The following is a 25,844-nucleotide window of genomic DNA, read 5'->3' on the forward strand; positions in this document are numbered from 1 at the left end:
AATACCTTATCGTCGTAATCAATCACTATACAAAGCATATACTATGAAACCAATAAAAAGTTTATACATCAACAATTTCTTTTTCTATGCGCTTTTGGGCGTTATGGGATTGTTCATTTTGGCCTTTATTTTCCCAGCCTTGTACAATGTCGCTTGGTATGTGCTGTTGGTTCTATTGACTTTTTTAGTTCTGGATATCATAATTCTGTTTTTTGCCAAAGACGGTATTGAAGGGACACGGATTATGTCTGAAAAACTTTCCAATGGTGATGATAATGAAATAAAAATCAGTATTAAAAACTTTTATACCTTCCCTATTTCAATAAAAATAATTGACGAAATCCCTTTCCAGTTCCAAGTCCGCAATTTTGAAATCAAACGAAAAGTAAAAGCGGCTTCACAAAACGAAATCCAGTATTATCTGCGCCCCACAGAGCGTGGCGAATATTCGTTCGGGAATTTGAATATCTATGTTTCTTCTCCTTTATTTTTAATTTCGAGACGGTTTCAATTCGATAACGGAAGAATAGTTCCGACATATCCATCCTACATTCAGCTACGAAAATACAGTTTAATGGCTTTTTCTAACAATTTGTTTCAATACGGTATCAAGAAAATCCGCAGGATCGGCCACACGATGGAATTTGAACAAATCAAAGAATACAATCAGGGAGATGATATAAGAACGCTGAACTGGAAAGCAACGGCCAAGAAAAATGCACTAATGGTCAATCAGTTTCAGGACGAAAAATCGCAGTCAGTTTATATGATTATTGACAAAGGCCGTGTAATGAAAATGCCATTTAATGGACTAAGTCTGCTGGATTATGCCATCAATGCCACCTTGGTTTTATCGAATGTTATCTTGAAAAAACAGGATAAAGCAGGAATGTTTGCCTTTTCGAAAAAAGTAGAAAACCGGGTTTTTGCCGAAAGGCGCGCTTCGCAAATGCACAAAATTCTGGAAACCTTATATAACATCAAAACTGATTTTTTTGAAAGTGATTTCAGCCGTTTGTACACGGACATCAAAAAAAACATCAATCAAAGGAGTCTGATTATTTTGTACACCAATTTTGAAACGATGGACGCTCTGCATCGGCAGCTTCCTTATTTGAAAGGAATAGCAAAAAATCATTTATTGGTTGTAGTTTTCTTCCAAAACACAGAACTCAACGAAATCATCATCAAAAAAGCCGAAAATATTCAAGAAGTATACGACAAGGTAATCGCCGAAAAATTTTCATTCGAAAAAAGATTAATCGTCAACGAACTTAAGAAATACGGTATTTATTCTGTCCTTACCCAACCGCAAAATCTGACTTTGGACACCATTAATAAATATTTAGAAATCAAAGCAAGGGGGATTTTGTAAAAATTTCAGACTGCAGATTTTAGATTTTAGATTACAGATAGATCAGTATTCATAAAATAAAACTGCTTACACAGAACAAAATTTTCAACACAAATTACATAACAATAGTTCTGACATATTTCTAGTCAATAACGATTCAATTAGAAGCACGGCATTCGTTTTTAAAAATTTTTGACACTAATTACACTAATTTGCACGAATTAAGATTGCTATTTAATTACACAAAATCTTCTAAGCTGTAAAAATTTGTAAAATTTAGTTTCAATTTTGATAAAAATTAGTGTAATTGGTGAAATTCGTGTTTATCTTTTTTTAAATGCGAATGCCGTGAATTAGAAGGTTTTTAGAATTTAAAAAATGGTAGTACCTTAGCACCTCATAACTAAGCCTCTTTTCCATTGAAACAAATCGCCTCCATACAAAATCCGTTTATTAAATCTTTGGTCTTATTACAGGAAAAAGCAAAAGCCCGTAAACAATCAGGAACATTTTTGATTGAAGGGAAAAGAGAAATTTCGCTGGCTTTGAAAGGCGGATACGTAATAGAAACGGTTTTGTTTTTACCCGAAGTATGCCCGGAAACCGAAACCCGAAAATTATCCGATAATGCCGAGTTAATTGAAATCAGCAGAGAAGTCTATCAAAAACTGGCATACAGAGATACCACCGAAGGAATTTTGGCAGTAGCCAAAGCCAAATCAATGCAGTTATCCGACTTGCAGTTATCCGAAAATCCGCTGATTCTTATTGCGGAAGCTCCAGAAAAACCAGGGAATATTGGTGCATTATTGCGCACAGCTGATGCAGCAAATCTTGACGCCGTGATTATTGCCAATCCAAAAAGTGATTTGTACAATCCTAATGTTGTTCGTTCAAGCGTTGGCTGTTTGTTTACCAACCAGATTGCAACAGGAACTACTTCCGAAATTATTGCTTTTTTGAAAGAGCGGAACATTAATTTTTATTGTGCCACGCTGCAAAATTCTACTTCCTATCATACCCAGGATTATACATCGCCAACAGCATTGGTTGTTGGAACTGAAGCCACAGGCCTTACACAGGAATGGCGAGATATGGCAGCTCAAAATATTATTATCCCAATGCAGGGTGAAATTGACAGTATGAATGTTTCGGTAGCAGCCGCTATTTTGATATTTGAAGCGAAAAGACAAAGAGGTTTTTAAAATTAGATTTTTTAAAAGATTTTTTAATCTAAAAAAAATAGCCTCTTAATTCCCATATCTAAATTCTGCTCCACAAAACCTTTGCAAATCTCCTGAAAATTTCTTATTTTTAAGAATTGAACCATGCCGTTATGATAGAAATCGATATAGAAAAAGAAAACAAAGCAATTGCTCACGAATACAAAGAGCTTCTTCGCATTAGTTATCAAACCTTAACCACAGAGGATAAGAAAGTGATACGCAAGGCGTTTGATGTTGCTGTAGACGCTCATAAAGACCAGCGCAGAAAATCTGGAGAGGCCTATATATTCCATCCGATTGCTGTTGCCAAAATTGTAGCTTCAGACATTGGTTTGGGCGCAACTTCTATTGCTGCAGCCTTAATGCACGACGTTGTCGAAGATACTCCCATTACAGTCAAAGACATCGAAAAGATGTTTGGACCAAAAATTGCTCAATTGGTCGAAGGCTTGACAAAGATATCATTGGTACAAAAAGACCTTAATGTATCCATGCAGGCAGAGAATTTCCGCAAAATGCTTTTGACACTCAATGATGATGTTAGGGTAATCCTCATAAAAATAGCAGACAGACTCCATAATATGCTTACTATGGACTCTATGGAAGATTACAAACAGGTCAAACTAGCTTCAGAGACGTTATATATCTATGCACCATTGGCACATCGATTGGGGCTTTATAAAATAAAAAACAAACTCGAAGACTTAGGATTAAAATATACAGAACCAGAGAGATACAATAACATTGTCAGCAGAATAAGAGAAACTAAGGAAGAACAGGATCTTTACATCAAAGACATATCCGAAGTACTCAAAAAAGCTTTAGACGAAGAAAACATCGACTATATCATCAAAGGCCGTCCAAAATCCATTTATTCGATAAATAGAAAAATGCTGGCACAAAATGTAAGTTTTGATGAAGTCTATGACAAGTTTGCTCTGCGTATTGTTTACAAGTCAAATCCACATGATGAGAAATTCCTGGCCTGGAAAATATATTCCATCGTAACAGATCATTACAGACCCAGCCCTAGCCGATTGCGTGACTGGATATCTTCGCCAAAATCAACTGGCTACGAAGCCTTGCACATTACCGTTATGGGACCAAAAGGACGCTGGGTAGAAGTACAGGTGCGAAGCGAACGCATGGATGAAATAGCCGAAAAAGGATATGCTGCCCATTACAAATACAAAAACGGAGCGACCGAAGAAAACGGTCTCGATGTCTGGTTAAATCTGCTCAAAGAAGCGCTTGAAAATTCGGAGACGAGTGCCGTCGATTTTGTCGAGGATTTCAAAATGAACCTGTACTCCAAAGAGATTTATATTTTCACCCCAAAAGGAGAAATCAAATCTCTTCCAAAAGGGGCAACATCGCTGGATTTTGCATTCAGCATTCATTCTGAAATCGGAATAAAAACAAGAGGAACCAGAGTCAACGGAAAATTAGTTCCGCTGAATTATGAATTAAAAAGCGGTGATCAAGTTGAAATCATCACTTCGCCCCATCAAAAACCAACTGTCAACTGGCTTGATTTTGTAACCACTTCGAGAGCAAAAAATAAAATAAGAAACGTTCTCAATGAGAACACGAAAAAAATCGCCGAAGACGGAAAAGAACTGCTTACACGTAAACTGAAACATCTCAAAGTAACGCTAAACGAACAGACAACTAACGAGTTAGTTAACTTTTTTAAACTAAAAACAAGTCTGGATCTGTTTTACAGAGTTGGCGTCGGATCAATTGACAACCAGCAGCTAAAAGATTATGCCAGCCAGAAAAGCAATTCTTTAATTAACTTTTTCAAAAATAAAATCAAGCGCAATAACAATGCTCCCAACGAGGATATCCACAAACAGGTTATCAGCAGTAATTATGACATGCTGGTTTTTGGAAAAACGCAGGACAAACTCGATTATAAATTATCCAGCTGCTGCAACCCCATTCCGGGTGACGAAGTATTTGGTTTTGTCACCATAAACGAAGGCATCAAAATACACAAAAAAGACTGCCCGAATGCCATTGCCTTACAGTCCAATTATGCTTACCGAATCATGCAGGCCAAGTGGATCGACTCTACCCAGCAGGACTTCAAAGCCACCATCAACATTATGGGAATGGACAGTTTAGGACTTACAAACGAACTGACAAAAGTGATTTCAAACAATATGAACGTGAATATACAAAGTATTTCACTCAATGGAGAAGCGGGTATTTTCAAAGGACAGATATCTGTAATCGTACCCAACATCACTATTTTGAAAAAACTAATGGACAACATCAAAAAGATTGACGGAATTGACAAAGTAACAAGGGTGTATAAAAATTAAAACATCACAAAATAAACTTTAACAATAAAAATTGTGATATTCAAAACCAGAAAACAGCAGCAGATAATTCCAAAAAACATTTGGGCGTGCCGACATTAGGAAAAGAGACCTGCTAACAATATGACATACACCGTCTCTTTCCCTAATGCTGTCGGGCTATACGCTACGCAGCGGCGGATTGCTTCTATCCCTAACGCGGTAATCCAGAACCTGATTTATCATCGAGAAACACCTCAATAATAAAGTCTTAAACACCTATAAATAAAACTCAGGAAACAGAATTAAAACCCTATTTTTTTAAACTTTTAAAATAATAATTTATCTTTGCAGGATATGACACTCATTTCTACAGATAACAACAAAAATCAAGAGATTGTAAAAAATGTTTTTACAATGTATCTTGAAAATAAAGGACATCGCAAAACACCAGAACGTTATGCTATCCTTCAGGAAATATACGAAAGTGAAGAACATTTTGATATAGAAAATCTATACCTCAAAATGAAAAACAAAAACTACCGTGTCAGCAGGGCCACCCTTTACAATACAATCGAACTATTATTAGACTGCGCCCTGGTCCGCAAACATCAATTTGGGCAAAATCAGGCACATTACGAAAAATCATATTTTGACAAACAGCACGATCATATCATTATGACTGATACTGGTGAAGTAATTGAGTTTTGCGATCCGCGGATTCAGACTATCAAAAAAACAATCGAAGAAATTTTTGATATCGAAATCACCAATCATTCCCTATACTTATACGGAAACAAGAAACAAGCAAAAACAGAAGAAAATACATTAGAAAATTAACTGCAAATAAAACATAGAATGACTGTAGATTTATTATTAGGATTACAATGGGGAGATGAAGGAAAAGGAAAAATTGTTGACGTTCTCACATCAAATTATGACATAATTGCTCGTTTTCAAGGTGGGCCAAATGCAGGACACACTTTAGAATTTGACGGAATTAAACACGTTCTAAGAACTATTCCATCTGGAATTTTTCATAAAACGGCCGTAAACATTATTGGAAACGGAGTAGTAATTGACCCAGTAGTATTTCAAAAAGAGATTGAAGGTCTTGAAAAATTTAATATGGATATCAAATCCAAATTAATCATTTCCAGAAAAGCACACTTAATTTTACCAACACACCGTTTATTGGATGCAGCATCTGAAGCTTCAAAAGGTAAAGCAAAAATTGGTTCTACACTTAAAGGAATCGGACCAACTTACATGGACAAAACCGGAAGAAACGGTCTGCGTGTCGGAGATACTGAATTAGAAGATTTTGAAGACCGTTACAGAGCTTTGGCTGACAAACACGAAGAAATGATTAAATTCTACGATGTCAACATTCAGTACAATCTGGCCGAAATGGAAAAAGAATTCTTCGAATCAATCGAAGTTTTAAAAACATTAGATTTTATTGACAGTGAAGAATATTTAGCGCAAGCTCAAAAAGCTGGAAAATCAATCCTTTGCGAAGGTGCTCAAGGTTCATTGCTTGATGTTGATTTTGGAACATATCCATTTGTAACCTCCTCAAATACAACTGCTGCCGGAGCCTGTACAGGTTTAGGGATTGCTCCTAATAAAATTAAAGAAGTATACGGAATTTTCAAAGCTTACGTAACACGCGTAGGAAGCGGTCCTTTCCCAACAGAACTTTTTGACGAAGACGGTGCTACAATGGCCAAAGTTGGAAACGAATTTGGTTCAGTTACTGGAAGACAAAGACGCTGCGGATGGTTAGATTTAGTAGCATTGAAATATGCTGTTCAAATCAACGGTGTAACTCAGTTAATGATGATGAAAGGTGATGTTCTTTCTGGTTTTGAAACTTTAAAAGTATGTACTGAATACAACTATAAAGGAAAAAATATTTCACATTTCCCTTACAACATCGAACCGGAAAATGTAACCCCGGTATTCAAAGAATTCAAAGGATGGCACCAAGATTTAACAGGCATGACAACTTACGAAGAATTACCTGTTGAACTGAAAGAATACATCGAATTCATTGAAAAAGAAGTTGAAGTTCCAATAAAAATTGTTTCTGTTGGACCAGACAGAAAACAGACAATTTTAAAATAATAAGTAAACGTCCCGAATTATCGGGGCGTTTTTTTTAGCATTAAAAACATGAAAACATGGACAATCCTAAGTACAAAATACAGAAAACCGAATTACTTTCGGACAACTGGTACATCCTGAACAAAGTAACTGTTGATTATCAAAAAAAAGACGGAACATGGGACACTCAGGTACGTGAAGTGTATGACAGAGGCAATGGAGCTGCAATTTTACTGTACAACAAACACAAAGAAACTGTTATTCTGACACGGCAGTTTAGACTGCCCAGCTATATGAACGGTAACAAAAGCGGTTTAATGATAGAAGTCTGTGCTGGACTTTTGGACGAAGACAACCCAGAAGCCTGCATTATCCGTGAAACGGAAGAAGAAACGGGCTACCGCATCCAAAAAGTTAAAAAAGTTTTTGAAGCCTATATGTCGCCTGGAGCGGTAACCGAAATTCTGCATTACTTCATAGGCGAATATGACATCAGCATGAAAGTAAATGAAGGCGGAGGACTGGCAAACGAACACGAAGAAATTGAGGTCCTCGAGATTCCTTTTGACCAAGCGTATGTCATGATAGAATCTGGCGAAATAAAAGATGCAAAAACTATTATGTTACTGCAGTATGCTAAAATCCATAATTTGGTATCCTAAAAAAGCAGACGAAATACAAAAGATTAAATTCTGTATTATCTGAGTGTAATTTTATAAAATGAAATATGACTATCCGCAAATCATACTAAATGTTTTTTTGCCACTGATTACACAGATTCTCACAGATTTTACATGCATTTTTTAGAAATCTGTGTTAATCTTTATAATCTGTGGCCAATTTTATCGATTGGGTATTAGTCACGGATAGTCATAAAATGAAATTGGCAACAAAATACCAAAACACTAATGTGAAAAAAGAAATAGGAATTCCAAAACCGATCATCATACTGCACAATCGAGGCTTTAAACCATAAGAAGAAGCAATAATACTAGACGAAATCATCGGAGCCATCGCTGCTTCCATAACCGATACCTGAATCATCTGCGAATGCTGCTTCATAATCACAACATACAGCAGATAAATTAAAGCCGGAGTCATGATTAATTTATAGACAAGTCCTAATCCCAAAAATTTGAAATGCTTGCTCTTTCTGTCAAACTGCAGCTGCAGTCCTACCGAAAGCATTGCTAAAGGCGTCATTACACTCCCCGCCTTCTGCAGGCCAAACTGAATATATTCATGAAAATCAAAATGAAAAACATTCATAAAACAGGCCAGCAGAAATGCAATAAACGGCGGAAAAAAAAGTATTTTTTTGATAATCTCCAGTCCGTTTGGGCTTCCGGTAGAATATAAAGTGGCGATAAAAACTCCCAAAGTGGAAAGCACGACAAATGTCCCCGGCTGATCGACCAGAATAGCCATTTTCAATCCTTCATTCCCGTACAGAGCCTGAATAATTGGAAATCCTAAAAAAGACGTATTACTAAAACCCGCAGTCATAATCATGCAGCCTGTCAGTTTTCTGGACCATTTTAACCGCGCCCCCAACAGACTAAAAAACAAAATTGCTGTTGTAAACCCTATCCAGGTAACGCCAATCGGGTACAGTAATTTTGTATCCAGCACAATTTTTGGAATGTAAAATAAGGCTAATGAGGGAAGGCAAAAATAAATAACAATATAATTCAGCTTCTTATATAAATTGATCGGTAAACGCTTTACTTTTTGTAAAAAAATACCGGCTAATAAACAAACGAAGATTAAAATGATATTATACATAATGCAGAATTGACTGCAAAAATACCACTTTAAATTTTTAAGACCATCATTTTTTTCACTAACAGTCTTGCCGATATCAATTTTAGTTTTATATTTGCAATAAATTTTATTACAGTATGATTTCAGGTAAATTTGCCATAACAATTCACATTCTGACTTTGCTTTCTAAATTTCCAGATGATTATCTATCATCAGATTTTATTGCGGGCAGTATGAATGTTCACCCGGTTTTGGTCAGAAAAGAAATTGCAAACCTGAAAAAAAACAATATTGTAGAAAGCAAAGAAGGCAAAAACGGTGGTACGCGCCTGTTGAAATCGACATCAAAAATCACTTTGGATGACATTTTCAAAATGACTTTTGATACCGTAACATTAGGTTTTTCTAAAAACGAACCAAATCCAGATTGCCCTATTGGCAGACAAATCAATAAAAATTTAGAGAATTTATATGAAGATATCAACCAGACAATCGGCTCACAGCTGAGCGAAATCACACTGGAAGATTTTTCCAATAAATTTTAGTTCTATTTTTTTGACTAAAACTGTAACATTTTTTATTACTTTTAAATATATAACACTATGAAAATCGCTATTATTGGAGCTACAGGATTTGTAGGATCCGCAATTTTAAATGAATTAGCAGGCAGAAACCATGAAATTACTGCTATTGCAAGAACCCCAAAAGATACTTCTGATGCTAAATGGGTAGCAGCCGATATCTTTAATACAGATTCTTTGGCAGAAACCTTAAAAGGAAACGATATTATTGTTAATGCATACAATCCAGGCTGGACGAACCCAAATATCCACGATGAATTTATTGCAGGATCCAAAGCTATTCAGGAAGCTGTAAAAAAATCAGGGATAAAAAGATTCATCACCATTGGCGGTGCCGGAAGTTTATACATTGCACCAGATGTACAGCTAGTTGATACTGCAGAATTTCCAAAAGAATATTACGAAGCTGCTTCGGCCGCAAGAGAATATTTAAACATCATTAAAGAAGAAAAAGAATTAGACTGGGCTTTTTTCAGTCCTGCTATCGAAATGCATCAGGGAATCACAACAGGACGAACAGGAAAATATAGATTGGGTCTAGAAAATCCGGTTTTTAACGAAGAACAGCGAAGCATACTTTCAGTCGAAGATTTAGCAGTGGTTATTGCTGACGAAGCAGAAAACCCAAAACATCATCAGGTTCGTTTTACTGCAGCTTATTAATTTACAAGACTTATTAATTCACAAAAAACAGTTTCAAAAGCATTTTTCCGCTTTTGAAACTGTTTTTGTTTTGATTACTTTTACTTCTTTCAAAAAAAACAAAAATTTTGTCAGTCCAAAAAACAAATTCAAGCACTTTAAAACTAAAATCCGGTGTTTCCCATCAAGAAACAATCAGCTTGAATGCTATACGCCAAATCAAAGAGTCAAGAAAAAAACAGCCTTCAGCATCAGAATTAATCGAAGGAATTTTATCCAAAAATATAACAGCTCTGAGCCGTGCCATCACCTTGATTGAAAGCACTAATAACGATCATTTAGCCAAAGCAAATGAAATTATCCAAGGCTGTCTTCCCCATACTAATAACTCCCTGCGTATAGGCATCACAGGTGTTCCGGGCGTTGGCAAAAGCACTTTCATTGAAGCTTTTGGAAAACATTTGACAAGTTTAGGAAAAAAAGCTGCAGTTCTTGCCGTTGACCCCAGCAGTACCATTTCGCACGGGAGCATTCTCGGCGATAAAACCCGAATGGAAGAATTGGTAAAAGACGAAAATGCTTTTATCCGCCCATCGGCATCAGGAGAAACTCTTGGCGGTGTTGCCCGCAAAACAAGAGAAACGATTACGCTTTGCGAAGCCTTTGGATTTGATGTTATCTTAATCGAAACTGTAGGCGTAGGACAAAGCGAAACAGCGGTTCACAGTATGGTCGATTTCTTTTTACTATTAAAAATTGCCGGCGCCGGCGATGAACTTCAAGGCATCAAACGCGGTATTATGGAAATGGCCGATGCAGTTATAATCAATAAAGCAGATGGAGATAATATCAAGAAAGCGCAAGCGGCAAAACTAGAATTCAACCGAGCCCTTCATTTATTTTCTCCAAAAAAATCAGGATGGATTCCTACGGTTTCAACCTGCAGTGCTTTGACCAGAGAAGGAATTGATACAGTCTGGCAGACAATTTTGAATTATTTCGAATTAGTGAAGTCAAATCATTATTTTGAAGAAAAAAGAAAAGAGCAGAATATCTCCTGGATGATGGAAACCATTGATGAACAATTAAAAAATAATTTTCACAATCAGCCAAGAATCACTGAACTATTAAATTCCACAAAGAAAGCAGTTGATAATAATGAAATTTCACCTTTTGCTGCAGCTCAGATCTTATTGGATAATTATTTTAAAAACAAAGAATGATTCGAGATACTGGATTCTAAATTTCAATACTGTAATACACACCTATTCCACAGCGGTAATTTCGAGCACTACACTGTTTTCCTGACGGGAAGAAGAAACTTTCAATCCGATTTTCATGAGGAAATCACCCGAATATACAGTTCCTGATTCTTCAAAAGTCTTTTTCCCTTTTGGCATTACATTGATTTCTTCTACTTTATACATTTTTTTGGCATCAAGCCCCTCTAATCTGACCAAACCATAATTAGGATCTGTCAGTGGATGCAGGGTATATGAAAAAAGCACCGACTTCGTTTTATTTTCATTGACATACATCAATACTGCCCTGCTGTCCTCATAAGGCGAAACCAATCGGTACAATTCTCCCTGCCAGATTGCTGGACTTAATCGTTTGTAATTGGCAACTGCCTCCTGACAATATTTCAATTCGTCGTCCTTAAGGCCTCCAACATGAATATCAAAACCCAGTTTACCCATCATGGTCACATCGGTTCTAAACTTTATGGATTGATTCCCCATAGAAGTAACGTGATTGCAAACCGCCAATGCCGGATAAAAATTAGAATATCCCCACTGAATAAAAATACGGTCAAAAGGATCGGTATTATCGCTCGCCCAAAACTCGGTGAAATAATTCAGCATTCCATAATCCGACCTGCCTCCTCCTCCGGCGCAGAGCATCATTGGCAGATTCGGGTATTTCGACTTTATTCGGTCCAAAACTTTGTACAATCCCTTGGTGTAATCAATAAACAAATGGGATTGCTGATTTTTTAAATAAGTCGAATACGCACTGGTCATCATTCGATTACAGTCCCATTTAAAGAAAGCCACACCCGACTGTGTCTGCATAATATCATCGACCACCTTAAACACAAAATCCTGCACTTTTGGATTACATAAATCAAGAACCAATTGTGTTCTATAAAAACTCTTTTCTCTATTTGGAAGACTCAATACCCAGTCAGGGTGCTTCTCATACAATTCGGTTTTTTCATTAATCATTTCAGGTTCAATCCAAATTCCGAATTTCACATCTGTTTTTTTGGCTTGTTCCAATAGAAAACCAATCCCATCGGGAAGTTTTGCTTTAGTCGCCTGCCAATCTCCCAAACCTGAAGTAGAACCGCTTCTTGGATATTTATTCCCAAACCAGCCGTCATCGAGTAAAAACATATCAACTCCCAATGTTTTGGCATCGGTAAACATATTAGCCAATTTATTTTGATCAAAATCAAAAAAAGTTGTCTCCCAATTATTCAGCAAAGTAAGACGTGATTTTTCACCGTCTTTCAGACCGTATTTTCTTGCCCAACTGTGCAGATTTCGGCTAGCCTGCCCTTTTCCGTTATTGGAAAACGTATAAATAAAAGCTGGTGTTTTGAATATTTCTTTGGGTTCCAAATTGTATTCTGAAGCAAATTCATTGATACCTGAAACGATTCGCAGTTCATTATTATTATCAATCTCAAACTTATGCTTAAAGTTACCCGACCAAGCTATGGTACCAGCAATAACTTCGCCTGTATTTTCACCTGATTTTGAATTAAGCGAAAGAAAAAAATTGGGTGAAGCAAACATATTGGTCCGCACTCCCAGTTTGGAGTCGATAACTTTACTGCCTCTGGTAAGCTGGCTTTCTTCCATTCGCATCTCTTCGACAACATCGCTGTAAAATTGGGTCAGCCAGTATTTATCGGCATCCAAATGCAATGCTGAAGAAGCATAATTATAAAGCATCACCGGTTTTTTCTCCTGATGCTGAATTTCTGTCCACGATTCGATTACATTTTCCTTGTAAAAAACTTTATAGTGAAGATCAACAAATACAGGATATTGAGGATCTTTTAAGCGAATGACAGTTTCCGTAGTATTGGCATCTATTTTTGCAGAATTATGATTTTGATATTCCAATTCCAATGAAGGATTTCCGTCGTTGTGCTTTATACGGATGGCGGGTTCAAATAAATTATCTGTGCCAAAAGTCGGGTAAGCCAGATGACGCAGATCGATTAAAGGATTGCCGTCGTTTATGACAAACTTTTTGGTGTTTTCTTTCGAAATGAATTCATACTCTGAACCGTTATTGAGCTTAGTTCCAAAATAAGTCTGATAAAGCTTTTTGTTCTTACCTATTTTTAAAACAAGAGCTGAACTTTCCGTTTCAATGCGAATCATTTCTTGCGCCTGAATTGAGGAACACAGCAGAGTTAAGAATGAGAATAATAATTGCTTCATCTTTTATATTTTTAAAATAAATCTGTATTTTTTCAATAAACACTAAACGTCTTTCCTGCTAATTAATCTCAGGAACCGTACCAAATAACTGAAACTGATAAGGCCATTGCTCGTCCGGTGTTTTGTCTGGATTGTCGCCCCATCTGTTAGGCCGAGGCCAATGTTGGGTGGGAGCACCGGAAACAACTAGCCATAAATGTTCGGTGTTTTTTGGGACTGTAAAAGAAGCTTTACCAGCACTCTTTTTGAAAATTTCACTATACACCCGGTCTCCATTTTTTAATTGAGCCACAAAACCATAACGCCAGCCCGCTTTTTCAGCTTTCACTTTTGAAAATCCATCTGCTCCTGCAATTCCCTCAAAATTCAATTTTATTTTAGTTCCAAATTTCGGAACAGTCAGCTTAATTCCATTGTAGCCATAGTTTTGAGGACAATTGATTGAATCAATCTTATACCAGCCATTTTGCATTTTATCAACTTTGGTGTAATGCTTGTTAGCATAAGGCTTGGCAACAGAATCAATTCTTTTTAAATCCCAAGTTATAAATTTTCGGCTGGCATCAAATATTTCATCATTAAACTGTTCTTGTGTGAGTGCATTCAAGCGTTTGTATGTCATTACGGGATCTTCTCCTTCCTGAGTATTCCGCATCAGTTTTCCGAAAAAGTCTTTTCCCCGTTTCTCTGACCAATATTCAATTACATAAGGAGAATGATACATATTATATGGATGCAGAAAACCATAATAAGTTCCTTTTAAATAATCCGTCAAATGATAATTTTCAAAAGTCATCCAGTCAGGATATACCTGCCAAAGCATATACTGTGCAGACATTTCCTGTATAACTCCATCGGTGCCTTTTCCTGTATCGGCGTGGCTTAAATACTGAAAACTGTGTCCCAATTCATGCGCCAAAACTCCGTAAGGTTCTTTGTGCACACGAACCGCAGGTGTCCAAAAAATTCCAACTTTATCTTCCTCTCCTCCACCGAAAGCCGTCTTTTCCTCACCTTTGAATACATAGACCAAAATCTTGTATTTATTTACAAGTGAATTACCTGATTCCACCAGTTTTAGCTTATTGACATAGATATCGTAAATCCTTTCGCATTCAATCAACATTCGATCAGGGTTGAAACGCTCTGATTCTTCGGGATTGGACATTGGATTCTTCCCATAATCTTTATGCCAAAAGATTGCAATGTTTTCTGAAGTGACCATATAATTAAAATTATAGTCACTATTTGGATTTTTATAATCATTATCATCAGGAATCATCCAGACTTTTTTAGGAAGATATAATTCTTTCTCCTTCAATTCTTTAGAAAAACCGACGAAAAATGCAAAACAAAGTAAGCAAGTTAAATTTTTTATCAGAGTTTTATTTTGCTGCATAATCGCTAGTTTTATTAACTAAAGTGAGTTAATGTTCTTTATAAAATTAGAAACCAATTAATACCCAAAAGGATTGTCCACACTCTGCATGGGAGTGGTAAACCACTTCGGTCCGTTTTCGGTCATGTAAAAATGGTCTTCATGCCGGATTCCAAATTTTCCTGGGACACATATCATTGGTTCATTGCTTATCACCATTCCTTCAAGCAGTTTTATTTCACTTCCTCTGACTAAATACGGATATTCATGAATATCGAGTCCGGTTCCGTGACCAACCCTGTGAGGCAATCCGGGTAAATTATAATCAGAACTTAACCCTGCTTCTGCCAATGTTTTTCGGGCAGCATCATCTACCGATCCGCAGAAAGAACCAATCTGTGCTGCTTCAAAAGCGGACTGCTGCGTTTTCTTTTCCAAATTCCAAAAGGTTCTGTATACATCAGAAGCTTCGCCATAAGCATATGATCTGGTAATATCCGAAAGATATCCTTCCAGTTTACAGCCGGTATCAATGATAACAGCTTCATTTTCTTTTAACGGCTGAGGAACTGAAACCCCATGAGGATATTGGGTGTCATCGCCAAACAAAACAATACAGAAATAAGAACCGGAAACTATTCCCGCTTTAATGTGTGCTTTATTAACAAAATCCACAACTTCTCCAACAGTAATACCGGGTCTTAATATCCTGGCAGCAGCTTTTTGAACCTCGATCGTAATGTCTTTTGCTTTTTGAATTATCGCAATCTCATTTTTGGATTTTTGCATTCTGCAGCCTGCAGTAACCTGCTGGGCATTAATAAAATCAAATGATCTATTTGCTTTTGAAATTCCATCAGCCAAAAAATAAGGTGACGACTCATCAATGGCAATTGAGCCGTCACTAATATTTTTATCCTCCAATAATTTACTAATCAATAAATAAGGAGATTCATGCTCTTCCCAGCAATTAATTGTCGATTGAACTTTCATGTATTTTTTGAAAGTGCCTTCTTCAAATTTTGGAACTATATATTCCAGAGAACCATCATCAAACAACAGTGCGCCCACCATTCTTTCCGAAGCACTCCAAAGAGTTCCCGTAAAATAATACAGATTGGTCCCAGCGTTTAGATAAAGAACCTTCACAGAATGCTCTTTCATTAACCGCACCGCTTTTTGAATCCGTTCCGAATATTCATTCAGCTGAATAGACTTCACATTGTGAATTCTGTTTTCTATTTTTTCCAATTCAATGCCCACTGATGAACCGCCTACACCTATTGTCATTTTCTTAAAAATTAAAAGTTATTAATCATGGATGCATCAATAATTTATTTCATCTGAGGCTTCGTTTTCTTCATGAGGTTCATTACATCTCCCTGATTAAGCGCATAATCATACATACGCAGCGAAACCATAAAGCCAGAGAAATTTTCACCAATATCTGATGCCCCAATTATGATTTTTGCTTTATCAATAGCTGATGACAAAAGCATGTTTTGCGAATTGTCCAAAATACCATCCACATAAACGTTCTCCACAACACCATCAAAAGTCAAAACGATATGATGCCATTTATCAGCCAGTGGCACTTTATTATATCTCATATCGAAATGCCCATCCAGATGCACTCCAGCTCCATAATTTCCGCTGTTGTATGCCAAAGCATTGTATGAATTTGCCAAACCAAATTCGGTTCTGTCACACCAAGAAGCCAAAATTTCCCCTTCATTTGACACTACGGGATTTTTAACCCAGACCGCCACTGTATAAGAACCGTTCCAGGCCAGACTTTTAGGCACTGGTTTATCCAGAGTCAAAGCACCGTTTGTAAAATTAAAAACCTTAATTCCATCTTTTTTTTCCAAAGAAACCTCTCCGCTTTTGGTGAAAATCCCTCCGATTGACCCTTTATTTTCGATGCCTGTAACGATTGAATTTCCTTGAATTCTATTGGCATCAAGATCGACCAATAATTTCTTTGTGCTTTTTATTGCAGGATCTTTGTCTGATTTTCTGTTTTTCAGCTGCAGCGGAATCTCAAACAATGAACTGTATACTTTAATGTTCCAAACCGCAGCATAAAGTCCTGCTTTTTCTGTAGTCAAAACCGTTAATTTAATATAACGGGCAGTTACGTCATTATCATCAATCATTGGGCTTCCGGCTGTATGGTTATTCGATTTATCCGCATACATATTCCATTTGTTTCCATCCGCTGAGTATTCCAGTTTGTATTGATAATAATAACTGGCAAATTCAAATTGGGTCATTATCCTTTTTATTTTTTGGGCTGTACCCAAATCGATGGTCAGATGCTGAGGAGTGGTATTATCAGCCGCTTTCCACATCGTTGCATTGTTATCATCAGTGGCAAACGAAGGCTTGTACTCATAATCATACTGAAGCGATTTCAAATGATAAAATGACGAAGCTGTTGTTTTTGCCATAAAAGCAATATCATCAGGGACATCAGATTTCAACAAATCACCTATTCCCTTACTCGATGGTACCACTTTTTTTATAGTCGAATCATTTTCAAAAATCATTTTATCAATGCAGACCTGTCTCGCAAGCCCGCCTCTGGTCATTGGGTAATCGTGCTTATGATACACAATGTAGTAATCATCATTCTCCTTCAAAACCGAATGATGTCCCGGGCCATGAACTGTCTTATCCTCATTGGTGCTAAGAATCGGGTTGTTTTTTCCGGGAGTAAAAGGCCCATAAGGTGAATCCGAATAAGAATACCGCACATTGTAGGTCTCGTCATGACAGGACGCACCGGAATACATCAAAATGTACTTCGACCCTTTCTTCATCATATAAGCCGCTTCAAACGGAGCCGGCGTCTGTTCCAATGGTATATTAACTGAATGCATCATTTCACCCATTGTCTTTTTATTTAATTCACCCACAGCATACCCGCCATTGTAATGCACCCAGGTCCCCCAATATCCGTATATTTTGCCGTCAGTGTCTTTAAAAAACTGTGCGTCCAGCGAAGGAAAACCTTCTCTTGGAAATCCATTTGAAATCACGGGTGTGTCATTTTCACTTAATTTTTTCCAAGGCCCTACAGGCGTATCTGAAACATATCCATAAATATTACAGCCTATTTCACAGTTTCCAAAATACAGATAATATTTACCGTCCTCCCCTTCAATTATGTCGGGAGCCCAAAAATTAGTAATCGCTTTTGCCGAAAAAGAAGGAATCTCCATTACATAATTATACCAGTTTTTAAAGTCTTTGCTGTACCAGACTGTGGGAGCCCCCGATGCCAGCATTTCATTATCTGTAGTGGCATAGATATAATAAATATCACCAAACTTTTTAATGGTAGGATCGGCAAACCAGCCTGGTAAAATCGGATTTTTTGCTCCAGGGGCATTTATTTCAATGTCCTTTTGGGCGAAAATTATTCCCGCAAATGCAAATGCAATAAGGCTGTATACTAGTTTCTTTTTCAGCATCGAATATTATAAATTAATTTGAATGGCTTTACTTTTCAAAGCAATTTTGTAGGCTCCTCTAACTTTCTCATAAGACAGATTCACATCTTTGTCTATTCGTAAATAAGCATCGGGCGTAAACTCCGTTTTAGCATCCAAAGTAATTTTTACTGCACCGGTTTTTGTATTGTAACTGATACTTTTAAATGTTCCCGCATCCAGAGTCAGCCACATTTTTTTAGGCGCAAGAAATATTTTAGATTTTGCAGCCGTTGTAATTTCTACTTCAGCTTCATCGCCGTTTTCTTTTAAATTACCTCCAAAAGCAACCCAGCCGTAATCCTTTTCATTTGTAATAAAGGTCGCAGTATTTACGGCGTAGCCAAAGAAACCGGAACCGTAATCTCCGGATAAATAATCAATTTTCAGGGTTTCAGGATAGGAATGGAAAGCCGCAGGTCCAAAACCATCTTCGGTAATATTTGAAATTCCTCCTAATAATCCGCCGTAACCTACTTTCAGCAGATGAAAATCATCAGGTGTTTTTTTGAACTGCTCCAAAACCGGTATCGCATTCAAAGCCGAACCATAATGATGAATCTGACGCTCTACTCTGGAAAGTTTCCCTCCGTATAAAAAATCCCAGTATCTGCGGGCATTTCCATTATAAGCCCAGTGCGGCATAGTAGGCATATAAGCCAAAATAGCATCAAGAGTAACCTTCGCTTTATCATTATATCCAAAATAATCCGACCACATATACACCTCTTCCTGACCTGTGGAATCCCAAGGCATTTCGCTTCCAAAAGGATAATTAAGTGTTCTCCAATGATCAGCTCTTTCTTTCATCTTGGCTTCCAGATTATTGGCCATTTCTGTATATCCTTCTGTTTTTAAATCTTTTAAAATCAATAAAAAGACAGTTCCTTCCATTTGCCCAAACTGCGCATAATAAGGTGCCAATTTTGTCATTGCAATACTTGTTTCGTAAGCACTCTTCAGATACCAATCCCAAGAATGGTTGGTAACCAAACCTTTGTAATATCTGGCCAGACGGTACATTGTCCAATGTGCGGCGGCAACGTGCGGATAATTATAGGAACGTCCCGGATCATCAGCTCCTTTTTTGTCCCAAGCGGCCCAAGTCTTGAAATTAATGTCTTTGCAGTACGTTCCTTCAGGCATCTTTGCAGGTTCATAATAAAAAACACTTTTCTTAACCCCATACTTAAGAGTATCAGCTGTATTGTATTGAATACCGCCCCATAACGTTTTATCCACAAACTGCTCCAGCTTTTTTATTTCTTCTTTATTCGGTTCTATCAGCTGCTTCATCATCGCGCCAAGCCATCCGCCTGCACCTCCTTCATCACTTAAGCCACAAATCCAGGCACGGCTGTCCTGAACTACTTGCTTTTTGGTTTCATAATCATACGATATCACCGAAGGATTTCTGTGAAAAGGATCGTTCTTTTGATCAAACCATTGTGCCGTTGTCAAAAAATGCCCAAAATCGGCGACAACTTCTTTTTCAGATTTAATCACCTTGTAATTAATTGTCTGCTGCAGTCCATCTTCATAAATCACTGTCAATCTGGCTCTTCCCCATTTTTTACCATGCACGGCATACTGGAAATATCCATTTTTGTTTTTCGATTTTTCCTCAACTGTCAAAGCTCCTTCCGGCTCAATTTTAAAGGATTTCACTGCTTTTTTATAATTCAAAAAAAGCTGTCCGTCTACATCCTGAGGCAAAACATAACCCGGAATTCCTACGGCTACAGGACGCTCATTTTGAATTAAAGCCGATTGAATATTTTTTATTTCATCAACCGATACAAACTTCAGCGAAAAATTTTTAACCTCTCCCGGCTGAAGCATCAGTGAAGTTGGTGTATTCCATTGATCGGCGGTTTTCCATTCGTTTTCAGCATAGGCTTTGCTTAACGGCATCCATTCGTGAAAACCTTCAAAAACAATGCTACGTGGTGTTTCATCATCCGATAAAGGGCGGTAAGCCTCAAATGGCATATTCGCTTCAGGAAGCAGCAGTAATGCCGGCCCGTGACCGCTCAGCCGTTTCACTTCAAGATAACCGGCATCTTTACCGATGTAAGGATCAAAAAACACGTTTTGAACATGCGTTTCATCCAGTGTTTTTCCTTCAAGTATGTTATTAAAAATCATTGGAACACCTAAAGCTCCAATTTCCTGAGCTGTATTGGATTTGTTTGTAATTTCAAAACGCATTACCAGACTCCCGTCCTTTTCTTCATAAAAACGTTTTATGGTTAAAGGAATTTCCTGAGGCAGGGTATTGGACAAATCTGCTCCAGCTAAAACATTTCCGGAAACATTCAAAGCGGTAACTGCTGACCGTTTGGCCGCTGTCGAATAACTTTTCCAGCTTCCGTCTGCTGCTTTTACCCGTAGATTAATATCGCCCAATTGATACAGCCCGTCTTTATCACGAATAGCCAGCCTGTCTCCCGGTGTAAAATCGAAACTTTTATCACTGACCGGAGATAAGGCAGCTACTGTCTGGGAAGATTTTACCAATTTCAATTCAAAAGATTTTGTATTCAAATTAATAAATCCCTTATCTATTTCAAGCGTTGATTTTTTTGCTTTAATTCTGTCCCAATACTCTTGTGCCTGCAAATTATTTGAAGCCACTAAACAGCAAATTGACAAGGCTATTGTTTTTATTTTTTTCATATCTCGGTATTTATTGTTTTTTTTATCAGTCTATAATCATCGCTTTAAAGAAGCGCTTTTTAATTATTTAAAATCTGTTGAGAACTTCCAGTTTGTTTTATAATCTTCTGAAACCGGTAAATCTTCAAGCAAAATCCTAAGCATTTCCACCGGCATTATATTTTCCTTCAAAACCCGGTCATGAAACTGTTTCTCTGTCCATCCTTTGGCCAGCAATTCGTTTCTTAAAGCATAAAACTGTAATCCTCCCGTCATGTACGCTACCTGATACAGAGGTGCATCTCCGCTTGCAAAAGAACGTCTGACTTCTGCTTCTGCATTTGCCCTTTCATGCCCGACTTCATTCACCAGTAAATCAATACATTGCTGCGGTGTCATTTCTCCCAAATGGTATTTTAACGAAAAAATGATTCGGGCACAGCGGTGAATTCTCCAGAATAACATTCCTAATTTTTGCTCAGGTGTCTGCGGAAACTGTTTGTTCCAAAGATTGATTTCCCAATACAAAGCCCAGCCTTCCATCCAGAAAGGAGTATCAAAAGGAGCTCGATACGATTTGTAACGGCTGTTCATAAAAAACTGCAGATTGTGACCCGGCAGCAATTCATGCTGAACAGTAGCACGGGAAAAATTTGGATTATTTCCCCGCATACTCATCAGTTTGTCTTTCTGATCCATGTCCTCGGTAGGATACGAAATACTGATTTCCCATCCTCCGGTAAAAAAGGGATTCACCTTTTGCCGTTCGGGCGTCATCATAATCATCTGCCAGGTTTCTTTTGCCAAATCCGGGAAAGTAATTAAATCCCTGTCTTCTATAAATTTTACCGATTGATTATATAAATCCGTAATCGCTTGAGGCTGTTCGCCTGCAGGCACATAAGTGTCTTTAACGTGTTCCAGTGCTGCTTTCCAATTGTTCCCATAACCCAATTCAGCCGAAGCTTTGATCATTTCTTTCTTGCACCACTCAAATTGATTTTGAGCAGTAGCAATTAATTCTTCTGGTGAATAGGGAATGTATTCAAAAGCCAGACTTTTAATTACAGCTTCTCTGCCTATTGGTTTACCAATGATACCGCTTCCGTCATCTTTTATACTGGTTTGGGGATAATTTGTTTTTAAAAAATCCTCATATGTTTTAAGCTTTTCTGACAGCTTTTTATATGGCTTTTCCATCCACCAGGTAAAATCAGGATCATAACTATAATAGAAATCATAAGCTTCTTTAAGTGATTTTTCAAAAGCAGTTACCGATTTTGAAGCTTTGTCAGCAGCAAACCAATCTTTGAAAGGTTTGCCTTTTAACTGCTCGATTTTTTTGTCAATACTGATTACAGCCACATCAAACGATTTGGCCAGCTGACTTGAAACCGGTTTTTTGCCTCTTCTTCTTTCTTTAATAAAAAGATTCATCTCGTCTGAAAAATCTAAAACAGCCGCGATTTCCTTAAAAGCTTTATACTCCAGCTGCAAGAAATAATCACCTTTGACTATCAGGTTTTTCAATAATAGATAATCGACCTTTCCGTCTTTGGATAAACTTTTAAAATCAATATTTTTTACCGTTTTGCCCCAATCATCATAGAACTTGGAAAAACGCACATAATATTCTTCCGATTCATTGTTTGAATAAAAATTTTGCAGTGCCGTTTTATCTGACTGAAAAGTGTTCACTACATCCACAAGTTCACTTGAAAACGCTGTTGTCGTCATAAATAAGAATAAAAGAATACTTATAATTGATTTTTTCATTGCCTTTTTGATTGTTTTAAATACTTTTAAGCAAATTATTTAAGCGTAACATCCATATAAACAGAGTGACGACCATAAGTATCATAAAATGGTTTATAGAGAACTCCGTCAATGGTAAACTCTAGTTTCTTTGGGTCACCCTGAATCGATTTACTGATATCTTTAGCGTCCAAAGTCACTTTTCGCCAATCTTTCCGAGGTTCCGTTTCCTGCGCGGCTAATAATACAGGACCATAAAACAAACTGGCAATATTCTGCTGATCCATAACTGGTTCCAAATGAAACTCAAACGGCATGCGAAGCTCGATTGTGTCTCCGTCTTTCCATTTGCGGCTCAAAGTAAGATAGCTTCCCGGTGTGGCTTTCACTTTTTCTTCTTTACCATTTATTTTTACAAAAAATCCTTTTGCTGCCCAATGAGGCACACGGACATTGATGTCAAAATTTCCGCTTCCTTTAATAGTCAATCGGGTAAAATCTTCATTAGGAAAATCTGTTGTTTGTTCTATGGTTATATTCTTTTCGGTCCATTTTAATGTTGAAGGCACATACAGATTTACATAAAGTGCGCCGTTGTCTGCACTTTTAAAATAAATTGAATTCTGAAATTTCGTGTTACTCTCAATAGCCGTTCCGTTACAGCAGGTGAAACCCATCATGTGCGGATTACCAAACTGTTTTACTGAACCTGGCCGCAACGGAACATGATACGTATTTGCAGGACTATCCTTTGCCACCGAAGCCAGTATGTGATTGTAAAGTCCGCGCTCGTAATAATCCATCAGTTCGCCGCGCTGCTCATAAAGGAACAAATCTCCCGTTAATTTTAACATATTATAAGTGGCGCAAGTCTCATTTTGACCTCCGGATGAAAAACCGTTTTCATAAATTGTTGCTGGCTGACTGATAAAGCATTCTGCATTGGCAGGATTTCGTGCTCCCGCAACTCCCCCGATGCTGTACATATAATCATTTACAGTTTTATGCCAAAAATTATCTGCCACACGGTAATAGTCAGGTGTATTGGAATCGCGGTACATTTCAAGCGCTCCCATAATCTGCGGAATGTGCTGGTTCGCGTGCAATCCCCGGAAAGTATCTACATTTTTAGCCAGTCCGTGAGAATGCTGTGCGTCGCCATAGAATACTTTTATATTGTCAAACAGCTGTGCTGCTTCTAAATAATGGGGATTTTTGGTTATTCGGTAAAGTCTGGCCATTGCTTCATTCATTCCTCCAAACTCGCCTGCAATATATCTGTTCCACATACTGATGAGTGTCTCTGTAGGCAGTTTTTTCAAACGGGCATACACCCAGTCTCCCATTCCTTTGGCTGTTTCGAGCGCTTTTTCGTTACCGCTTACTTCATAAACATCCATTAAACCGGCAAGAATTTTATGCAGTGTATAATAGGGCGCCCAAATTTGTGTTTTCTGTCCGCCGTATGTTGCGCCGTTTTCCAGCATAATAAACTGATCCGGAGGATAGGCACTTATAAAACCTTTGCCCCAATTCCAGTAATCGGTGCGCATGCCTTCATTGCTCAATTCTGATTCATAAGCTGTTTTATCTGGTCCAAAAGGCACTGCTGCTGGGTCTGAAACGAACTTTCCTCCAGCTTCTTTCGGATTTCCGGAAAGCTGCGACAATTGATAAAGTGTATTAACCATATACTGCATTTTATCAGTAAAATTGGCCTGCAAAACTTTATCATAGCCCGTACTTGCATAAGCTTGGGCAATTGCTGTCAGGTAATGTCCTGTGACATGACCGCGCAGTTTTGTTTCCTGAGTATCCCACACACCAAGCGGTTCGGCCCCTTTTGGCTGTTCTTGTCCAAAAGCATTTCGGAACATGTAAAGAAAAGAATCCGGATCTGTCTGCGAAAGTGCTGTAAGGAACTTATCCCGATTCTCAATGAGTTTTGTATGGTTTCCGTCAAGATTGTTATTTAATGAAACCTGATCCAAATGGAAGGCTTCCAGCTTACGTTCCGGTGTGATAGCTTTTTTTGCTTCTTTTATGGTAACAACGGCTTTTGGCTTCAAATCTGTTCCGGGAACAATTCCAGTTACCGTGTACTGCCCAGTTTTAAGCACTTGGCTGTTTTCTTTTGGCGAAGGCCAGATTACGCGCACTTCCGGCCCTTGAATGCCATCACGATAAATACCTTTTACATAAGCCGGAATCCTTGGCAGATTCCCTACTTCAGTTTCCACTTTAATATCAGCGACGCTTTTCAGAAACTGATTGTACAGCTGTGGAGTGTTTTTTGAAAACAAAGGTAATCCTGCAGCCTGATCTTCTGCCGTTTCCTCTTCCTGATCTGCTGTTAAAGAATTCTTGTAAATTCTGCCAATCTGCTTGTCGCTCAAAGACACTCTGTAGATTCTGAAATCATGTAGTTTGGCGTTAAGAAATACATTTCCAGAACCCAATGCTTTACCTATATAGAGTTTATTCTCTGAACCTGCAGTTTTATTAAACAATTGGTTCAAATCCAATTCTACATTCTTGGCTTCGCTTACAAGAACTCCGTTTACGTAAGTACTTATTAATTTTGAAGGTATATTAATAACCACTGCCAAATGATTCCACTTGCCTGCCTCAAGAGCGGGAGAATCTGTTTTGTATTTATTCAATCCGTTACTGATTTCGGTATGAAATCCCTGATCCGTTTTGGTACCCATCGGCGCAGCAAAAAAATGGGACTTGTCATCTTTTCCAAAATCAAAAAAACACTGGTCTTTTTCAGTGGAACGCATAAAAATCCATCCAGTTATGCTAAGTGATTCTTCTCCCGCCAATGCATCAGCCGGAATCGAAACAAAAGCCTGATTATCGGGAAGCAGATAAAGTACTCTGCCAAACTGTTCGTCATTAACAAATTTGACTTTAGATTCCTCAATTTTACCATGCAGATTATTTCTCGACCAGTCCTTTGCACTGCCATCAAATAAATACCGGGCAATTAGTTCCGTTTCACCAATTCCGTCTAAAATCTGATCTCCGTTTTGAGCCTGTACTTTTGTTGTGTTTAATCCAAAAAAACTTAATACTATACAAATAAGCAAGTTATATCTATTCATAAT

17 protein-coding genes are annotated in these 25,844 nt (G+C 37.7%); 9 read left to right on the forward strand and 8 right to left on the reverse strand.

The window, feature by feature from the left end:
• Positions 1-43 precede the first annotated feature (43 nt).
• From OZP07_RS16540 to nudK, 6 genes are all read left to right on the forward strand, one after another.
• Entirely contained in the window at positions 44-1,375 is a 1,332-nt protein-coding gene (locus tag OZP07_RS16540; RefSeq protein ID WP_281635975.1) for a DUF58 domain-containing protein, read from the forward strand.
• 398 nt (positions 1,376-1,773) lie between these two features.
• Entirely contained in the window at positions 1,774-2,559 is a 786-nt protein-coding gene (locus OZP07_RS16545; protein ID WP_281635976.1) for a TrmH family RNA methyltransferase, read from the forward strand.
• 131 nt (positions 2,560-2,690) lie between these two features.
• On the forward strand, positions 2,691-4,910 hold the full coding sequence (locus OZP07_RS16550) for a RelA/SpoT family protein (protein WP_194640872.1): 2,220 nt from the start codon (positions 2,691-2,693) through the stop codon (positions 4,908-4,910).
• A gap of 333 nt (positions 4,911-5,243) precedes the next feature.
• Positions 5,244-5,726, forward strand: a complete 483-nt coding sequence (locus OZP07_RS16555) for a Fur family transcriptional regulator (protein ID WP_194640871.1) — start codon at positions 5,244-5,246, stop codon at positions 5,724-5,726.
• 18 nt (positions 5,727-5,744) lie between these two features.
• Positions 5,745-7,016 (forward strand): adenylosuccinate synthase, encoded by a 1,272-nt coding sequence (locus OZP07_RS16560; RefSeq protein ID WP_281635977.1) that lies wholly within the window; start codon positions 5,745-5,747, stop codon positions 7,014-7,016.
• 56 nt (positions 7,017-7,072) lie between these two features.
• Positions 7,073-7,657 carry a GDP-mannose pyrophosphatase NudK gene (gene nudK, locus OZP07_RS16565; RefSeq protein ID WP_281635978.1) on the forward strand — a complete coding sequence of 195 codons (585 nt, stop codon included), beginning with the start codon at positions 7,073-7,075 and terminating at the stop codon, positions 7,655-7,657.
• Positions 7,658-7,865: 208 nt separating this feature from the next.
• Here nudK and OZP07_RS16570 read toward each other — a convergent pair whose 3' ends face one another.
• Positions 7,866-8,780, reverse strand: a complete 915-nt coding sequence (locus tag OZP07_RS16570; protein WP_281635979.1) for an AEC family transporter — start codon at positions 8,778-8,780, stop codon at positions 7,866-7,868.
• A gap of 116 nt (positions 8,781-8,896) precedes the next feature.
• On the opposite strand from OZP07_RS16570, the gene OZP07_RS16575 reads away from it, so the two are divergent.
• The 3 genes from OZP07_RS16575 (at position 8,897) to meaB (ending at position 11,205) form a co-directional block, all read left to right on the forward strand.
• Positions 8,897-9,304 (forward strand): RrF2 family transcriptional regulator, encoded by a 408-nt coding sequence (locus OZP07_RS16575; RefSeq protein ID WP_281635980.1) that lies wholly within the window; start codon positions 8,897-8,899, stop codon positions 9,302-9,304.
• Positions 9,305-9,361: 57 nt separating this feature from the next.
• Positions 9,362-10,003, forward strand: a complete 642-nt coding sequence (locus tag OZP07_RS16580) for an NAD(P)-dependent oxidoreductase (RefSeq protein ID WP_281635981.1) — start codon at positions 9,362-9,364, stop codon at positions 10,001-10,003.
• Between the two features lie 107 nt (positions 10,004-10,110).
• The gene (meaB, locus tag OZP07_RS16585; protein ID WP_281635982.1) at positions 10,111-11,205 is read left to right on the forward strand and encodes a methylmalonyl Co-A mutase-associated GTPase MeaB; all 1,095 of its coding nucleotides are present in this window, start codon (positions 10,111-10,113) and stop codon (positions 11,203-11,205) included.
• Between the two features lie 42 nt (positions 11,206-11,247).
• Here meaB and OZP07_RS16590 read toward each other — a convergent pair whose 3' ends face one another.
• The 7 genes from OZP07_RS16590 to OZP07_RS16620 form a co-directional block, all read right to left on the reverse strand.
• A complete protein-coding gene (locus tag OZP07_RS16590) occupies positions 11,248-13,443 on the reverse strand; it encodes an alpha-galactosidase (RefSeq protein WP_281635983.1) in 2,196 nt (731 codons plus the stop codon).
• 58 nt (positions 13,444-13,501) lie between these two features.
• On the reverse strand, positions 13,502-14,842 hold the full coding sequence (locus OZP07_RS16595) for a DUF6055 domain-containing protein (RefSeq protein ID WP_281635984.1): 1,341 nt from the start codon (positions 14,840-14,842) through the stop codon (positions 13,502-13,504).
• 57 nt (positions 14,843-14,899) lie between these two features.
• Positions 14,900-16,111: a M24 family metallopeptidase gene (locus OZP07_RS16600; protein ID WP_281635985.1), complete on the reverse strand. Its 1,212-nt coding sequence runs from the start codon at positions 16,109-16,111 to the stop codon at positions 14,900-14,902.
• 44 nt (positions 16,112-16,155) lie between these two features.
• Positions 16,156-18,300 carry a family 43 glycosylhydrolase gene (locus OZP07_RS16605; protein WP_281635986.1) on the reverse strand — a complete coding sequence of 715 codons (2,145 nt, stop codon included), beginning with the start codon at positions 18,298-18,300 and terminating at the stop codon, positions 16,156-16,158.
• Between the two features lie 6 nt (positions 18,301-18,306).
• Positions 18,307-20,997 carry a DUF5695 domain-containing protein gene (locus OZP07_RS16610; protein WP_281635987.1) on the reverse strand — a complete coding sequence of 897 codons (2,691 nt, stop codon included), beginning with the start codon at positions 20,995-20,997 and terminating at the stop codon, positions 18,307-18,309.
• 63 nt (positions 20,998-21,060) lie between these two features.
• The gene (locus OZP07_RS16615) at positions 21,061-22,752 is read right to left on the reverse strand and encodes a DUF885 family protein (protein ID WP_281635988.1); all 1,692 of its coding nucleotides are present in this window, start codon (positions 22,750-22,752) and stop codon (positions 21,061-21,063) included.
• A 35-nt stretch (positions 22,753-22,787) separates the two neighbouring features.
• Positions 22,788-25,841, reverse strand: a complete 3,054-nt coding sequence (locus OZP07_RS16620; protein WP_281635989.1) for a beta-L-arabinofuranosidase domain-containing protein — start codon at positions 25,839-25,841, stop codon at positions 22,788-22,790.
• Positions 25,842-25,844: the final 3 nt, after the last annotated feature.

Origin of the sequence: Flavobacterium marginilacus, from assembly GCF_026870155.1 — a bacterium.
GTDB lineage: Bacteria > Bacteroidota > Bacteroidia > Flavobacteriales > Flavobacteriaceae > Flavobacterium > Flavobacterium marginilacus.

Excerpts from the sequence above, each read along its gene's own strand:
- OZP07_RS16540 (WP_281635975.1), top strand. The coding sequence starts at position 44 with ATGAAACCAATAAAAAGTTTATACATCAACAATTTCTTTTTCTATGCG.
- OZP07_RS16550 (WP_194640872.1), top strand. The coding sequence starts at position 2,691 with ATGATAGAAATCGATATAGAAAAAGAAAACAAAGCAATTGCTCACGAA.
- OZP07_RS16555 (WP_194640871.1), top strand. The coding sequence starts at position 5,244 with ATGACACTCATTTCTACAGATAACAACAAAAATCAAGAGATTGTAAAA.
- OZP07_RS16560 (WP_281635977.1), top strand. The coding sequence starts at position 5,745 with ATGACTGTAGATTTATTATTAGGATTACAATGGGGAGATGAAGGAAAA.
- nudK (WP_281635978.1), top strand. The coding sequence starts at position 7,073 with ATGGACAATCCTAAGTACAAAATACAGAAAACCGAATTACTTTCGGAC.
- OZP07_RS16570 (WP_281635979.1), bottom strand. The coding sequence starts at position 8,780 with ATGTATAATATCATTTTAATCTTCGTTTGTTTATTAGCCGGTATTTTT.
- OZP07_RS16575 (WP_281635980.1), top strand. The coding sequence starts at position 8,897 with ATGATTTCAGGTAAATTTGCCATAACAATTCACATTCTGACTTTGCTT.
- OZP07_RS16580 (WP_281635981.1), top strand. The coding sequence starts at position 9,362 with ATGAAAATCGCTATTATTGGAGCTACAGGATTTGTAGGATCCGCAATT.
- OZP07_RS16590 (WP_281635983.1), bottom strand. The coding sequence starts at position 13,443 with ATGAAGCAATTATTATTCTCATTCTTAACTCTGCTGTGTTCCTCAATT.
- OZP07_RS16595 (WP_281635984.1), bottom strand. The coding sequence starts at position 14,842 with ATGCAGCAAAATAAAACTCTGATAAAAAATTTAACTTGCTTACTTTGT.
- OZP07_RS16600 (WP_281635985.1), bottom strand. The coding sequence starts at position 16,111 with ATGACAATAGGTGTAGGCGGTTCATCAGTGGGCATTGAATTGGAAAAA.
- OZP07_RS16605 (WP_281635986.1), bottom strand. The coding sequence starts at position 18,300 with ATGCTGAAAAAGAAACTAGTATACAGCCTTATTGCATTTGCATTTGCG.
- OZP07_RS16610 (WP_281635987.1), bottom strand. The coding sequence starts at position 20,997 with ATGAAAAAAATAAAAACAATAGCCTTGTCAATTTGCTGTTTAGTGGCT.
- OZP07_RS16615 (WP_281635988.1), bottom strand. The coding sequence starts at position 22,752 with ATGAAAAAATCAATTATAAGTATTCTTTTATTCTTATTTATGACGACA.
- OZP07_RS16620 (WP_281635989.1), bottom strand. The coding sequence starts at position 25,841 with ATGAATAGATATAACTTGCTTATTTGTATAGTATTAAGTTTTTTTGGA.